A 14,758-nucleotide genomic window follows, 5' to 3' on the forward strand; every position below is an offset into this window, starting at 1 on the left:
CAATGCTCAACTATGTTCATCACAACTGCCACGATGTAGAGGTGGATCAACGCCGTGTGTTGTTCCACATTCCCAGCTCTGCATTGTTCAACCTTGACCCCCTGAGTGCCGAGTTACTTGATCTTTTCAAGAATCAGGGAGCCCTGAGTGCAGTCGACCTGGAGACCCACTTTCGTGGTCGCTGCACCCCGGATAGCCTGCTTGAAGCCTTGCAGGAATTTCGTGACCTGGAAATAATCAGTGAGAACGCTGATCAGGTACCCGCCAACCCCAAGGTCAGTATCGAGCAATACCCGCTTTCAACTCTGGTACTCAATGTGAATACGGGTTGCAACCTTGGCTGCACCTATTGTTACAAGGAAGACCTCACCACGCCCACACGCGGTGAGAAAATGGCCTTCGATACCGCTTGTAGCAGTATCGATCTGTTGCTCAAGGAAGGGGCCAGCCGCGAGCGCATCAATATCGTGTTCTTCGGTGGTGAACCTCTGTCCAATTTACCACTCATCAAGGCCGCTACCGAGTATGCCGAGACGCGCTGTGCCGAACTGGGAGTCACCGTTGATTTCTCGATGACAACCAACGCCACACTACTCAAAGAAGACACCGTGGACTGGCTCAACGCTCATCGCTTCTCCATTGCCATCAGCATGGACGGCCCGGCTGTCATTCATGACCGTCATCGCAAGACCATTGGCGGCAAAGGCACGCACGAACTGGTTGCTGCCAAGGCGCGCATGTTGCTCTCTCGATACGACTCACGTCCGGTGGGCGCCCGCGTTACTCTGACAAACGGCAACACCGACCTGCAAGCCATTCATCATCATCTGCGTGACGAGCTGGGTTTTTTCGAAGTCGGCTACGCACCGGTCACCACCAGCGATGTGGCTGTATTCAACCTTGATTCTGATGAATTGAAGACGGTGTTCGAAGGCATGAAAGCGCTGGGCCAGGATTATCTCGAAAAAGCACTGGCCGGTTCCAACAACGGTTTTTCCAACATGCATCAATTGATGACCGACCTGCACCTGGGCTCTCGCAAGGCGCTGCCTTGCGGAGCTGGCGTCGGCATGCTGGCCGTGGATCACGAAGGAGAACTCAATCTCTGCCACCGATTTACCGGCTCCGATCTACCCACCTTCGGCAATGTCAAGATTGGCATCGACAAGCCCTCACTGGGCAAATTTCTGAACAAAGCTGCAGATCGATCGGGTCGAGGCTGTGAAACCTGCCAGATTCGCAACCTGTGCTCAGGTGGTTGCTATCACGAATCCTATGCGCACGATGGTGACCCGCTGAAGCCGGTCTATCACTATTGTGATCTGATGCGTGACTGGGTCGATTTCGGCATTGGTATCTACAGCAGAATCATCGATGAAAATCCGGCGTTCTTTGACAAGCATGTGATGCCACGGAGAGTAAATTATGAAACGACTACAACCCATTAATCGCAAGGCAGATCTACTCAGGCAAGCCGTCGAAGAAGGCAAGCAAAAGGAGGTCTACAGCATGGCCACCATCGCAGGTTGCGCCAGCACCCTGGATCCGGGCTGGGAAGTTGATGCCTTTGGCGGCGTGGCAGCTCTCTGCCAGCCGATGGAAGCTGATCTGTACGGGTGTTCGGATCCTTGCTGGTGGCCTGCACAGGTACCCGATACCCTGAACACTTATCCAGACTGGGGGACAGGAGCTGATGATGCAGCCGAAGACTGGCGCAAGCTACAAAGCGTATTCCCCAAAAAATAATCCGGATAGTTCAGAAACCGCAGGAGATAGAGCATGAGCTGTAAAGGGCAGACTTTCCGAGCGCTTCTGTGCGTATTGGGCCTGGCAGTATCCGGTATCTGTAGCGCTACCGAATACCTGGTGGTAGCCAGCAAACCCAACTTGCTAAACATCGTCGATGTGAAGGCGCGCACGGTCGAAAAAAGCATCGAAATGCCGGACGCAGGTCCGGGGGCATGACCATATCCATAGACGAAGAACGTCATATTGCCTACGTGCTACTCAACAGTTGGGGCAGTGTGGCCGGCATTGATCTGAAAACCGGTGAGCAGGTATTCCGCGCCGACCTTTCCCGTGATGGCAGACGTGTTCGAGCCATTCAGGGTATGGAGATCAGTCCCGACGGCAAACATGTATATGTCAACTGCTTACCGGTGAAGATAGGCTTGGGTGAATACGAGGTAGAAGACAACTACATCGCCGTGTTCAACACAGAGGATGGCTTGAATGCCGAGCCGGTACGCAAGATACCTGTCCCACGACGCGTAGCCGTATTGATGAGTTCCAATGACGGCACCGAGATTTATGCTTTGGGCCACGACCTGTACGTCTATGACGCGGCCACCGGTGAACACCTGCGCGACTACCCTATTCGCGGCTGGGATGCCGCTGATCGCACGGCTCCCGATATTCTGGACTTCTGGAATCAGTGGGAACAATCCGATACCTTCTCCACCCCCTTCTTTACCGTCGACACCTCAAAAGCGGAAGACGACCCAGCCGCTTACCGTATGGGTATGTTGACAATGGATCTGGAGAAAAAGGATTTCAGAATGGATGAGTACGAGAATTTTGAAGTCATCATTTTCTCGACCGTAGTCAATCCCGTACGGCGCAACGAGGCCTACGGTGTGTACACACAATTGACCAAGATCGACTTGGAAAAAGATGAACTCATTGCACGCAAGGATCTTGATCACACCTACTATGCTGTGAACGTTTCCAGTGATGGCAGTGAGCTGTATGCCGGAGGCACGCTCAACGACATCGCCATCTATGACACGCAAACACTCGATAAAAAGGGCGAAATCATCATTCCGGGCGGCAACATGTCACTGAGTTCCATGAGAATGGTGGATATGTAAAGGCGCACGACAGCACTGAAGGAGGCGAAGACCTGCTTGCGTATTTCTGCCTCGCAGTACCAGTGGATACGACAGTTTCTGCAGCCGCGAATCCTGCCTTTGGCAGGCGTCATGGCGTTGGCTTTTCTGGGCACAGCCCTGAGTGTGCTCACGCCCTGGATTACCCGCAAGATCATCGACGATGGACTAATCGCCGGTAACGTCAGTGTGCTGCAGAACTGGGTTGGCATCATGCTGCTGGTTGCAATCAGCGCAGCCCTGCTGACCGGCATCAACCGCATTGCCTATGTCGCCCTGTCCAGCGACATGCTCATGAGCATGCGTGCCTATTTGTTCGATCATCTGGGCTCGCTCTCACCCGGTTTCTACTTGCGCTGGCGGCAAGGCGATCTGATCGCCCGGCTCGATGGCGATATGGGCGAAGTTCAGAGATTTCTCGTCGACAGCCTGCTGGCAGCCTTCAACAGTGTGCTGGCCTTTATCGGTGTTATCTGGTTGATGCTGCTGTTAAGCCCGCAACTGACCTTGATCGCCTTTGTGTTGGTGCCTGCCAGTGTCCTGTTCCTCAAGCTCATGCGACCGCGCCTGGAGGCGCAGACCCGGCGCTTTCGCGAAAGCTCAACGGATGTGTCAGCCCTACTGGTTGACCGCCTGCCCAATATGCTGTTACTGCAGTCTTTTCTGGCCGTGACCAGCACCCGCAAAGAACTGGACAGCGTTCAATCACGCTATCGCGATGAACTGCTGCGCAATCAGGTTCTGGGCTATTGGGTGGCAACGGTGCCAGCCTTGTTCAACACCCTGGCAACAGCTGCGGTCTTCATTATCGGTGGTCATGCCGTTATCAACGGCAGCCTGACCCTGGGGACCCTGATTGCGTTCGCCAGCTATCTGGGACGAGCCGCCGGGCCTGTCAACACCCTGCTCGGCTTGTATGTTGCCGCACAACGAGTCAAGGTCAGCCTGGCTCGCCTGCAACAACTGCTGGACGAAGACCCAGCTGCCAGTGACCCGGTACAGCCACTGGAACTGCCGGCAGGACACGGCAAGCTGCAATTCACAAAGGTGAGTCACACCGCTGCGGGCACGGGTTCAGCCCCCTTGTGGCAGCCAGCCTCATTGATTATTCCCGCTGCCGCCCGCGTCTGGATCAGTGGTGATTCCGGGGCCGGGAAAACCACCTTGCTGCATCTGCTGCAACGTCATGCGGATCCTGCACACGGCATCATTTCACTGGATTCTGTCGCACTGTCTGATCTGACGATCAACGATTTACGCCAGGCAATACTGCTGCTGCAACAGGATGCACCGATACTGGATGCAACGGTGCGTGACAACCTGACCCTGGGTGGCACGTTCAGTGACGAACAACTGATCGAGGCGATGAACAATGCGCAATTGCACCCCTGGCTGAATTCACTTGACGCAGGTCTGGACACACGACTGGGCAACCGCGGTGCCCGCCTGTCCGGTGGTGAACGCCAACGCCTGGCATTGACACGTGCGTTTCTCAGACAACCGCGCGTGCTGCTGCTCGACGAGATCAGTGCCGCCATGGATACCGAACTGGAAAACAGAATCTGGCTAACAGTGGATCGCCTGTTCACCCGTCAAAGCCTGCTGATTGTCAGCCATAGAAGGCCCGAACTGCCAGGGCTCAGCCATGAATTACGATTGCACGATGGTCGCTGGCAGCTGGAGGCACTGCCATGAGCGCCGGCCCGGTAAAAATTGGCATTCTTGATACGGGTTGTATCGGTACCGTTGCCGAACGCAAAGCCTTTCCTGCTCAAGACGACCCTGCCTGGCCAGCCGTCACCGTTAACGATCATGGCCATCGAATAGCAACCATCATCAGAACCCATTGCCCTGAGGCATGGCTATATGATGGGCGCGCCCTGACTCAGGGGCTTGCCAGCAGCACCGAGCAGATCGCCAGCGCTTTGGAATGGCTGCTTGAGCAACAGGTGCATATCATCAACCTGAGTATCGGACTGCGCCAGGACCGGCAGATTCTGGCCGATGCCATTTGTCGCGCTCACGACAAGAATGTTCTGCTGGTAGCCTCCGCCCCTGCATTGGGGTCTCCGGTATACCCCGCCGCCTATCATGGAGTCCTGGCGGTGACCGGTGATGCACGCTGCGCTGCCGGAGACTTTGCCAGTCTTGCACCATCGTCTGCAGGCGCACCCCCTCACGCTCTGGATTTTGGTGCAGCCCCAGGTGGGCCACATCACCGCGCACACTCTCGCGGCATGGGAGCCAGTTTTGCCTGCGCACATGTCAGCGCTCGCCTGGCACAGCTATGGCTGACATCACCTGCTGGCGCTGATATCGTCGAGCGGCTTCATCAGCAATGCCTGTTCCGGGGTCGGGAATGCCAGCACTGACTCTGATTGGTAATGCTCTGCTGCTTATCAGCCTGATAAGCCTTGCCCTGGGCTTGTATCGAAAGACAATCAGTCTCACACCCATCGTCTGTCTCTGGTCTGCCATTGTTCTACTGGAACTGGCACTGGCGTTCGATCGATTCGAGCTTGTTTATGTGTATAGCTACAGTGCAACAGCATTGCCCCTGTGGCTAAAGCTTGCCAGCCTCTGGGGTGGTGAGCAAGGCACGCTGCTGCTACTGAGTACCCTGCTCGCAACCCTTGGCTGGCATTATCGCGCCTGGCCCTCGACCCGAGTCGGTATGCAGCTCATTGCCCTGGCCATGTTGCTGGGTTGTCTCTGGTTCAATCCCTTTGCAGCCACCGGCACAATGGCCAACGAGGGACTCGGGCTCAACGCACATCTGGTCTCGCCCTGGATGGCGCTACACCCGCCAGCTGTATTACTCGCCTACAGTTTTCTGTGGCTGCCTGTCGGTGCCGCCATCCACGGTCTCAACGGCGCCAACTCGGCCGCCTGGCTGGTCGCTGTTCGCGGCGCTGCCAGTGTCGGCTGGGGGCTGATGTGCCTGGGTCTGGCCAGCGGCATGTGGTGGGCCTTTCAGGATTTTACCTACGGCCAGTTCTGGCACTGGGATCCGGTTCAGACTGCCGTTTTCACGGTCTGGGCACTGGCCAGTGGGCAACTGCACGGCATACGCCAGCTCAACCCGCAAAAACCGGCCCCCGCTCTGCTGCTCTGGTCCAGCGTTCTGTGCGCCATCAGCATTCCGTTAGCCTTGCTGATCGTGCGGGACAGTACTCTGGCAAGCTCGCACCGCTATATCGGCGATACCAGTCTGTGGCTGATGCTGATACTGGCTGCGGGTCAATTGCTAGCGGCACTCTGGGCTCGTTTTTCTCGCCAGCAGCGCACTATTGCCTCCAGGCAAGCCGTCATATTGATCATTGCCTGCTGGATGTTTTTCGCGATGGCTGCCGGTGCTGCCGGATCGCTCGCCTACAGTTATATCTGCGAGAATCTGCACTGTTCCCGAGATTTTGTGCCATTCAGACAAGCCGTCCTGAGTTGGACTGGCGGTGCTGAATATGCACACCTAGCCAAGGTGTTCGACCAATGGGAAGTCGATCATTTCGTGGTGGTGAGACTGCTGTTACCGCTAATGGCGGTCTTGCTGTTGATGACCGGTTACGCCTTTATCCGTACCTCAACCAAGCGTGCCTTGTCGCTTACCGTAATTGCCGGCATTACCGGGCTTGCTGTCGGCCTTTATTTCAAACCACTTGAAAATCTGATCGACGGTACCGGTGTAACAACCGCCCATACCATGCAGTTGTTCTCGGTACTCGACGTATTACTGATGTGGTGCCTCTGGGCGATACTGGCCACCCTGCTTTGGTGCTACCAGGCTTGGCGCAGGCGTGGCTGGAATGCCTGGTCTCGGCTGATACCGGTCGGCCTTGTTCATCTGGGTGCCATCCTCTTCATTGTCGGGGCAACCATTGCCAGCACGCTTGACAGCAGTTTGCAGAAGACATTCAGCCTGCCAGCCCAGTACGGCAAACAGATTCGACTGGGCAGTGAATTCACGGTTACCCTGGATGCACCACAGTGGATTCAGAGCCATGATGGTATTGCAGGAGGCTCAGCCCTGAGCGCCCTGAGTCGTTGGCAATTCAGCACCTCGGATGGGCTTGCCCAGCAAGAGCACGCCAGTATCCTGTACCGGGACACACGGGCACAGCAAGATGGCACGCAGATGGGTAGCTTCAGACAACGCTGCATGATTCTGGACTATCGATTTGCACGGGCGCTTGATCGTCCGGGCTATATGCTGCATCCGGTCATCAATCGAGGCTTGCTGGCCGACTGGCAAATCTGGATGCCCGCCGAGCCGCCACCATTGCAGGGCGAATCAAGGGAGCAACTGATGATTGCCCGACGCTTCCCCATGATGTCTTTGCTTTGGTCCGGACTTGTATTGATATTAGTGGGTACAAGCCTGATTCTGTTGTCCGGCTTGCGGCGGACCGTCTATCCGGTCACTTCCCAGTGATCATCGACGCTACTCCGTCATTTTTTAGCTGTCCGGTACTGTTGGGTAGCTTCAGTCGGCTAAGTGCCCATTGCTGTCTATTGGAGTTACAGAAAACAGCAGATAATTTAGTCCGCTCTAACCCTTAAAGCCGCCGTTGGTTGCTTTAAAAAGTGTCTTATTTGTGATGCGGATGCATATCCGCAGATCGCAACTCTGTAGCACGAGTATGCAATGCGCAATGACGCTTGTATGTCACCAAACAGACTGACAATATAGCGTTCAACGATGCAAAGGCATTATCAGACAAGCATTGAGCAGCCCTTGCTCCAGATCGGCAAAACTTATCTGAGACCGAGAGTGAGTTTTGCGCCCATTTAATCGCATCATATTTTTCTTTTTTCGCCGAAAACACTTGGTTTTATTGCCTTGATGACAGCACCATAAACAAATTTATGTCAGGTATTGCATTTAATTCTGATGCCCTTATATTTTCCGGTTAACTGTTGATCGATGTGCTGTCAGTACAAGTGGTAGCCCTGTCTCGCGTCTATCTACACTCGTCGATTCAGAGGATAAATAATGGGGCTTCAGGCGCACTTCAACACATTTCACAACAAGATCAAGCTTAGTCGCGAAGACGAGGCATATAAAAAAGCACGTGAACGTGACAACAGCATAACGGCTGACGTAAAAGAGGAATTCAAAGATGCCGGTTACCCGGTAATCGATGACTTTCTCACGGGTTCACACGGCAACAACACTGCCATTCATCCACTTTCGGGCGATCTGGATATTGATCGAACACTGGTTATTGATGACGATCAGGCGCCTGAGAATCCGCTGGACCCTAAGAAAAAAACGCTCTCGGTACTGGAAGATCGAGGATTTAAGAATGCCAAAATCAAAATGTCCTGTGTCACCGCAGACTACGCAAGTGACAACGTGCATATCGACTACCCCATTTACAAAAAATCGGGTGATTCGTATTCACTAGCCATCGGGAAGAATAACTCAGACGAGAAAAACCGTGAATGGTCTCCTTCCGATCCGAAAGGACTAAAAAGCTGGGTGAAAGATCAGTCGGTACACGCCGCGCCGGCTGAAAAGAAGCACGATCAATATCGTCGTCTCGTTCGCTATCTGAAACGGTGGAGAGATTTCAAATTTTCCGATCCTGTTCTATCTAAGGTCTATTCGATCGGACTCACGGTCATGGCAAAAGAGTGCTTTGTCTCTGACCTTGATTCTGAGGGCTTTCCGAGCGACCTGTCAGCGCTAAGTCAAACCGTTAGCCAGATACTAGACAACGAGTACTTTACATGCGTTGACGTGGATGCAGATCGCTACAAAGTGCAGGTCGCTTTACCGGTTTCACCCTATCGCGATATTTTCGATGGCTCCAGCGCTGACACGGGGACGCAGTTTCGCAATCGACTAAAGAAGATGCTCAGTAAGCTCGAAGAAGCGGAAGGCCTGGACGATGTGCGCAAGCAGTGCCAGATCATGAATGAGTTGTTCGGTGATGACTTCCCTGTGCCCGATGCCCCGAAGACGCCAGATGGAAAAGCCGCGAAGACGTTCTCTTCAGCTGGTGCGGTTGGTACATCACAAGGCGCATGAATCACGTTGAAATAGTTGAACACCTGGTAGCAACTGGATTCAACGCAATGCATAATGAGAGCTGTGACTGCCTTTCAGTGTCGTTCGATATCAACGGCCAGAAAGCAACGCTGCTCCATCGCTTTCCCGAAGGTAAACTGATAGAAAAGCTCCCGGTCTTTTCCTTGCTTGAGCCGATGCAATTTGGGCACCTTGCTCATCTCATGTATAGCGCGGATAAACAGAGCGCCGCTATTTGCGCAGGAGACAACGGAACGGTATCGATCAACTATGACGTTCCTACTCTGGTGTACGAATACGCACTGAATCGGCAAGTCGAACTGGTGCGGCAGGCGGCAACTGATGCCGGCTGGAATCACACTGAACTGATTCGGGAGTTCTCACCTAATTGGGCTTTAATTTGCGACAAAATAGTCTGTCCCACCCTGTACTGTGCGGCTTCAGATGATGACAATGAACACGTACAAACAAAAACGCCTGCGCCAAAAGAGGAATTTGGCCTTCAGTCCAAACTACTTGCTTTAGCTGAGCCGCTATCACATGGAGACGTGTTTAAAGCGATACGTCACTCTGCAAAATGGGACTCCAGGCCAGTATCCGGAAAAACGATCATGCTCGATTTGAGCGCGATCGAGGCAGCACCATTACTTGCTGATGACGTACCAAGATGGTATGCGAACGCGGTAAAGTCACTAACGACTTCATCAGGTAACAGATTTAATCGCTATGCTCGACTCAAGAGTAAGCGTCATTGGGTGATATTCAATGCGAGCACACCGACGGGGATTGTTCGCTGTGCAGTACGGTTCGATAGCCTAAGGTAACAACAAACGATCCATTCCTTTATCTGAAGCTGATTGCAAGCTATGGAAAATAGATCCCGTTGAGGTCGCTGTATTAGATCGGGATAGGTTATTACCACGCAGTGGCGCATTGACTGAGCTACACGAAAAATCGATTCTCATTGTAGGCTGCGGATCTGTGGGGAGTGAGCTTGCAACCGCTATCGCGTGCACCGGTGTTGGTGAAATCCACCTTTCCGATCCGGATAATTTTTCAAGCGACAATTTGTACAGACATACATTGGGTTTGCGTAGCGTCGGCATGCCAAAATCTGTCTGTGTCGCGCACGATCTTAGCCTTCATTATCCGTGGATTGTTACGCAGTGGGATCAAGAGACGCTTCAGTTAAAGACAGATGTGGAGAAGCTCAATCAGTACGACCTTATTGTCGTTGCGATTGGCACGCCGACCATCGAGCGACAATTTCATGATTTTGTAACAACAAATGATGTGAAGACGCCCGTTCTCTATACCTGGCTAGAAGGTTACGGCATCGGCGGTCATGCTGTACTCGATATACCCAAGTCTCAAGGGTGTCTTCGATGCGCATACCTCGATCCAGACACCTGTGAGCAAGGACTCGCATCGAACTTGAATTTTCTTTCCCCGAACCAGGACATCACGACAACGCTGGCTGGGTGTGGGCATCAATTCATCCCGTACAGCGGTATTTCAGCAAAGACGACTGCAGCCATGGCGGCAGAAATGGCGATGGGATACCTAAACGGGCTGAATACCAAATCGTCGCGAGTTAGCTGGAGAGGAAGTGAGCAGGCAGCCCTCGATGTAGGTCTTTCAGTTTCTTATCGATATCATTCCTTCACTCAATCCTTACAGGTTGAGCCACTGAAAAACCGAGAATGTGATGTCTGTGTTGGCTGACTACCCTGTTCACTATGCAGGCCTAGGCCGATCGGTCCACATACATCACAAGGTTTGGCTGCTTTGGCGTTCTCAAAGGCAAATCAGGCTTGAAACGCCCGAAACTGCAGGTGTTCTCATTGGCCTTTCAAGCGAGGATAATAAGACTATCTGGATTCAGGATTCGACAATAGCGACACCCTTTGATGAGCAATCGCGTCACTATTTCAAGCTTACCGATAGCATGCATCAGAGCATGGTCAACGACGCCTACGAAAAATCAAACGGTGCTCAAATCTACCTGGGAACGTGGCACACACATCCACAAGATATACCCAACCCATCTCACGTTGATCTAGATGATTGGAAACACTGTGTACACAGAAATACGGGACGACCATTGGTGTTTGCCATTGTGGGCACTCAGGCAGTGCGCCTGTACTCCAAATGGGGAAATCACTTCAAATCACTAAAGCTAAAGGAATGTGCAATCGATGAATTGCGGTAACACACTTATTCAAACAACCGAAAAGCCTTTTTCAACGTTAAAGCAGGCAACTGAGTTTCTTGAGTTGGTGGGAAGTGAATTGGCCTGGACAGGCGCAGGGGTAATTTATGATAAAGAGCCCGGTGCGATTCTATTTTTATTGCTGGTCGACGAGGCTATCGTCTGTGTTTTTCGCTGTGCCTTAGCGTTAGACGATACCGTTGCTATTGCAACTTTAATGGTGGGTTCAACTACTGACGAATTCATCATTGCTTCAACGCCAGGGTTATCGTTTCCACACGACGATGTTCGTAGCCTTGAAAAATTGAACGAGCACTGGGGTATCGCCCAGTCTGCCGGAGTGTCGATCGCCGAACTACATAATCTATTCGATTCTTTGTTCAAGAGCATTCTGACTAAAGGGCGTGGGGCAAATATAAAAACAGACACTCGAAATCAAGTGTTGTTGGATTCACACGGTCGATGTATGTTTGATGGATGCTCAGTTGATTTGACAATAGATCATCTCACTGGTAAAACAGGCAATTACAAAACTTTGGCACATAATGTCGCTTCGTCAGAGCAAGGTGCTCGAGGCGTGGTTTATTTATCAAATGAGCTGTCCAATAAGCCTGAGAACATTCTGGTGTTGTGTGATGTCCATCATCGATTGGTGGATTCTGTGGCTAAAGCCGAATACCCAGCGCATGTAATTACCGATATGCGTTCACGATTTTGTAATCAGGCCAAAAATCTTCTCGACTCAATGCGCTACGAGCCGATGCCCGCGATATGTGTATGTTGGCCAGTACGAGACGATCAATTTTCCTTGCCTACTGAACAGCAAATAGCGGAGTCACTTAAACCCCTAAAAGCACGATGGTCTGGTGAGTTTCTTCCGATAGTAGAAAAGGATGAGACACTGAGATCGATGGATCAGGCAGACCGATGGAGAGTAAGCGTTCACGGCGTTGGAATAGCGTTTTCTGACTATGTAGGCTATTCTGAAGAAAAGGCCCTGCGAGTTTATTAGCCATCATCGTGCCCGATCCTCATCTATTAAATCCACCCCAAACGCTTGATGAGGCTCGCACTCAGATCGAGCAATTGTGGGGTGTGGTCGGTCAGTTAGAATCGATAGTCTCAGAACTTAAAGCGCAAAATGAGGAGCTTGTTGAACAGGTTCGAGAGCTGAACGAACGCATGGGCAAAAGCTCGCGTAACTCCTCCCGTCCACCCTCTTCAGACTCCACCTCGCAACGAGCCAACCGAAAAAAGAAACCCAAATCTACAAAACGAAAGGGTGCGCAGCCGGGTCATGAAAAGCACGAACGCCCGCTGGTACCCGAAAGTGATGTCGATCAGATTCAGCGCTATTTTCCGACCGCGGCCTGTGGCTGTGGTGGCTCTATTTTTGTCGATCCCGAGCCACGCTGTCGTCACCAGGTGTTTGATATCCCGGTGGTGCGTTTTTCAGTGATTGAGCATCAGCTGTTCGGTGGGCAATGCAACGGGTGTGGCAAACATCATTGCGCCCAGACTCCCGATAGCGTGCCTTCGGGGCAGATGGGCCCCAATCTGGTGGCACTTATCGCTCATCTGTCCGGGCGTTATCATTTGTCGATTCGTAATATTCAGGATTATCTGGTTGAGCACTGGCAGTTGCATTTCAGTCTCGGTGCCCTCTCTCAGGCTCAGGCAAAAGCGACGAGCGCATTAGGCGACCCGTACCGACAGATTGGCGATTTTGTTCGCCAACAACCCGTGGCGCATGCCGATGAAACACGGCATTTTCGCGGCAATGAGTGCCGTTGGCTGTGGTCGTTAGTGTGTGTGCAAGCTTGCTATTTCCTGACACAGGCCTCGCGCGGCAAAGAGGCTGCCGATAGGCTGTTAGGCGAATTCACAGGGTATTTGGTCACTGATGACTACGTGGGTTATAACCGTGTACCGGAAAGTCGTCGTCAACTGTGTTGGCCGCACCTGATTCGAAAATTCATCGATATTGCTGGACGGGTAAGCAATGGCGGCAAGATCGGACGCCGACTTTTATTACTTGCCCACGCGGTTATCCGCACCCGACATCGATGGCAAGATCAACTCATCGACGAGGCCGTTTATTACCGGCGAATGCAGCGACTACGCCGCAGCTTTCACCAGACGCTGGAGCGAGGTGCCCGGCTACGAATCGATGGGCGAACCAAACGTCAATGCCAACATCTTCTCAAGCGAGAATCTATGTGTTGGACCTTTCTCAAAGATCACAGGATCCCGCTAGACAACAATAGCGCTGAGCGTGCGCTTCGGCCCTATGTGATCTGGCGCAAGTTGAGCTTTGCCACCCAATCTTATCAAGGCGATCAGTTTCGTCCCTTGATACTGAGCATCGTGGGCACTGCACAACGGATAGGGATCTCAAGCTATCAGTTTATCCGCATCGCGTGTCACCAGTCGATGATTGAGGGCGAGGTGAAAGTGCGCTTTCCGTTTGATACGCCTCGGTTAGCGACTAGCTGAAAGAATCAGCTGCGGTTCCTACACCCCGCATGCGGGGCCGTGAACGGTTACCGATGGAGAGTGCTTCCTGCAGCGATAAATGCCGCGGCCACAAGAGTTGAGGTAGTCGCATCAGGTAAAAACTACCGCGCTGCACTATTCGCAACCGGCACCATGCCTGCGCTTATCGCACTTGGTGCGAAAATAGGAAACAAGTCCTCTATTTTCCCAATGCTGAAGCATCGTGAAGGTGGAAAATGGTTTTGGCCTGCAAATGATCCGACAGACGATTGTTCAAACATCACTGGACTGGGCGAGCTGTCTGCAAACGAACCGGAGGTCACCATCCAGTTAGCATTGACCGCTCTACCAGAGGGCATGGAGAAAGCTGCCAGTGATCTGGGTCATAAGATCCTGATGATCAGGCCCGAAGGTGATCTTACTAATGGTGTGCTGGGGCATCCGGAAGATGCTTTGTCGTTCAGACAACGTATTCAAGAGTTGCTCCATCTGCTCAAAGATAAGCACAACGTCAGTAAAGTCCATCTTATGCCTTGTGCATCGAATGCCGCCTGTGTCTGCTTTGGTCAGGCAATAGACAACTACCATCCAGATATTTTGCTCTACGACTTCATCGATGAGGCAAAAACCATGGAACCTCGTATCCTGATTTCTACTACCGGGAATAGATGTGAAATCCACACTGCTTAAGGCGATGAATCTTGACACCGCAGGAGTTTCGCCGTGTGGTCACACGTAGTTGTATATTAAGTATACATACTGGCTTTTTCTAGTAAAAGGTGAGGGTATATGACTCAAGGACAAACAAACGGACCCGCCGCATAAAGTCGACGAGCCTGTTGCTTCCCGGATACAAGTTTCCTAAACCATTTCCAATGGCCGCTACCAAGCACTAAGCAGACCTACGCTATCGCAACGCTCGTATGTCGGGTGTTGGCCAGAACCGGCTGGACAGTAATCCCCCAATCCGCGTTGGGTAGCGTTCCAACTCAGAAGTATTGATCCGTGCGAAAATAACTAACTTCATTTACACCCCACAACTGGAACGGTGCGGTTTTCCTGAACTGTGAAAATTCAAAATTTTCAGGAAATAAACCTCCTATGCGTGCACCTGTAACTACCTCACTTTTC

14 protein-coding genes are annotated in these 14,758 nt (G+C 52.3%); all 14 read left to right on the top strand.

All coding sequences use genetic code 11. From position 1 onward, the window contains the following. Nucleotides 1-2 precede the first annotated feature (2 nt). The gene (peaB, locus tag IMCC3135_RS19770; RefSeq protein ID WP_088919175.1) at nucleotides 3-1,448 is read left to right on the top strand and encodes a quinohemoprotein amine dehydrogenase maturation protein; all 1,446 of its coding nucleotides are present in this window, start codon (nucleotides 3-5) and stop codon (nucleotides 1,446-1,448) included. Beyond that, on the top strand, nucleotides 1,426-1,746 hold the full coding sequence (gene qhpC / locus IMCC3135_RS19775; RefSeq protein ID WP_088919176.1) for a quinohemoprotein amine dehydrogenase subunit gamma: 321 nt from the start codon (nucleotides 1,426-1,428) through the stop codon (nucleotides 1,744-1,746). The genes peaB and qhpC overlap by 23 nt, the downstream gene beginning before the upstream one ends. A gap of 33 nt (nucleotides 1,747-1,779) precedes the next feature. Continuing rightward, entirely contained in the window at nucleotides 1,780-1,965 is a 186-nt protein-coding gene (locus IMCC3135_RS19780; protein WP_088919177.1) for a hypothetical protein, read from the top strand. Then, nucleotides 1,962-2,870: a quinohemoprotein amine dehydrogenase subunit beta gene (peaD, locus tag IMCC3135_RS19785; RefSeq protein WP_088919178.1), complete on the top strand. Its 909-nt coding sequence runs from the start codon at nucleotides 1,962-1,964 to the stop codon at nucleotides 2,868-2,870. The genes IMCC3135_RS19780 and peaD overlap by 4 nt, the downstream gene beginning before the upstream one ends. A 36-nt stretch (nucleotides 2,871-2,906) precedes the next feature. Then, a complete protein-coding gene (locus IMCC3135_RS19790; RefSeq protein ID WP_088919179.1) occupies nucleotides 2,907-4,583 on the top strand; it encodes an ABC transporter ATP-binding protein in 1,677 nt (558 codons plus the stop codon). Then, entirely contained in the window at nucleotides 4,580-5,260 is a 681-nt protein-coding gene (gene qhpE / locus IMCC3135_RS19795) for a subtilisin-like serine protease QhpE (RefSeq protein ID WP_088919180.1), read from the top strand. The genes IMCC3135_RS19790 and qhpE overlap by 4 nt, the downstream gene beginning before the upstream one ends. Then, on the top strand, nucleotides 5,248-7,317 hold the full coding sequence (gene ccsA / locus IMCC3135_RS19800) for a cytochrome c biogenesis protein CcsA (RefSeq protein ID WP_157736139.1): 2,070 nt from the start codon (nucleotides 5,248-5,250) through the stop codon (nucleotides 7,315-7,317). The genes qhpE and ccsA overlap by 13 nt, the downstream gene beginning before the upstream one ends. A 561-nt stretch (nucleotides 7,318-7,878) precedes the next feature. Further along, the gene (locus tag IMCC3135_RS19805) at nucleotides 7,879-8,919 is read left to right on the top strand and encodes a nucleotidyltransferase domain-containing protein (protein ID WP_088919182.1); all 1,041 of its coding nucleotides are present in this window, start codon (nucleotides 7,879-7,881) and stop codon (nucleotides 8,917-8,919) included. Beyond that, nucleotides 8,916-9,743: a hypothetical protein gene (locus tag IMCC3135_RS19810; protein ID WP_088919183.1), complete on the top strand. Its 828-nt coding sequence runs from the start codon at nucleotides 8,916-8,918 to the stop codon at nucleotides 9,741-9,743. Before IMCC3135_RS19805 ends, IMCC3135_RS19810 begins: the two co-directional genes overlap by 4 nt. A gap of 109 nt (nucleotides 9,744-9,852) precedes the next feature. Beyond that, nucleotides 9,853-10,644 carry a ThiF family adenylyltransferase gene (locus IMCC3135_RS19815; RefSeq protein WP_157736140.1) on the top strand — a complete coding sequence of 264 codons (792 nt, stop codon included), beginning with the start codon at nucleotides 9,853-9,855 and terminating at the stop codon, nucleotides 10,642-10,644. Then, nucleotides 10,628-11,131: a Mov34/MPN/PAD-1 family protein gene (locus IMCC3135_RS35615; RefSeq protein WP_088919185.1), complete on the top strand. Its 504-nt coding sequence runs from the start codon at nucleotides 10,628-10,630 to the stop codon at nucleotides 11,129-11,131. The genes IMCC3135_RS19815 and IMCC3135_RS35615 overlap by 17 nt, the downstream gene beginning before the upstream one ends. Continuing rightward, entirely contained in the window at nucleotides 11,118-12,143 is a 1,026-nt protein-coding gene (locus IMCC3135_RS19825; RefSeq protein WP_088919186.1) for a hypothetical protein, read from the top strand. Before IMCC3135_RS35615 ends, IMCC3135_RS19825 begins: the two co-directional genes overlap by 14 nt. Nucleotides 12,144-12,151: 8 nt before the next feature. Continuing rightward, a complete protein-coding gene (gene tnpC / locus IMCC3135_RS19830) occupies nucleotides 12,152-13,627 on the top strand; it encodes an IS66 family transposase (RefSeq protein WP_088919187.1) in 1,476 nt (491 codons plus the stop codon). A 60-nt stretch (nucleotides 13,628-13,687) separates the two neighbouring features. Further along, a complete protein-coding gene (locus IMCC3135_RS19835; protein WP_157736141.1) occupies nucleotides 13,688-14,317 on the top strand; it encodes an SAVED domain-containing protein in 630 nt (209 codons plus the stop codon). The last annotated feature ends 441 nt before the right edge of the window (nucleotides 14,318-14,758 follow it).

Source organism: Granulosicoccus antarcticus IMCC3135 (genome assembly GCF_002215215.1).
GTDB classification, from domain to species: Bacteria; Pseudomonadota; Gammaproteobacteria; order Granulosicoccales; family Granulosicoccaceae; genus Granulosicoccus; species Granulosicoccus antarcticus.